The organism is Frankia sp. CcWB2 (assembly GCF_977927585.1).
Genome location: NZ_CDWRCM010000041.1, coordinates 15,964 through 16,525 on the forward strand (window position 1 = coordinate 15,964; position 562 = coordinate 16,525).

2 pseudogenes are annotated in these 562 nt (G+C 69.8%); one reads left to right on the forward strand and one right to left on the reverse strand.

Features of this window, described 5'->3' with window-relative positions:
• A pseudogene (locus tag ACY45C_RS06710) lies at positions 1-207 on the reverse strand (histidine kinase); the annotation flags it as partial.
• A gap of 102 nt (positions 208-309) precedes the next feature.
• On the opposite strand from ACY45C_RS06710, the pseudogene ACY45C_RS06715 reads away from it, so the two are divergent.
• Positions 310-562 (forward strand): annotated as a pseudogene (locus tag ACY45C_RS06715) (4-hydroxybutyrate CoA-transferase); the annotation flags it as partial.

Genomic DNA, 562 nt, shown 5'->3' on the forward strand with positions numbered 1-562 from the left:
CCGGTTGGCTCGCAGCAGGCCGTGCAGCCGGCTCTGAGTGGCCAGAACGTCCTGGGCCCGGTCCACCAGTTGGGCGAGAAGCTCGTCGAGCTCGAGTCGAGCGACCGCGGGAAAGATCAGCTCTCCCGGCGGTCCTGGCGGCGGTGCGGTGCCGGCCAGATCGGAGGTCCCTTCGTCCGCGGAGGCGAGGTCCCGTTCGGACTCCATGTTCTCAAGACGATAACCGACCGGGCCTGGGCCGGCATGAGCCGCGGGATGAGGTGATGACCATTCTTCGCCGGCCGCGCACCGGTACGCCACCATGCGGGTATGGATATCGTCAGCGAGGCGGAGTTCGGTCGCCGCGTCGAGACCCATCTCGCCGCAGGCTCCGGTGCGGGCGGTGGAGCCGGTCCTGGGGTAGCCGATCCTGGGGTAGCCGGTCCTGGCCGATGGCGGTCGGCCACGCCGCGGGTCGTGGCGGCGGGGAACTTCGCTACCCCGCTCGTCGCGCTGCGTGTGATCGACGCGGTGGTGAGTGAATACCGCCTCTTCATGATCAACGCTCAGGGCGGCGTGCCGG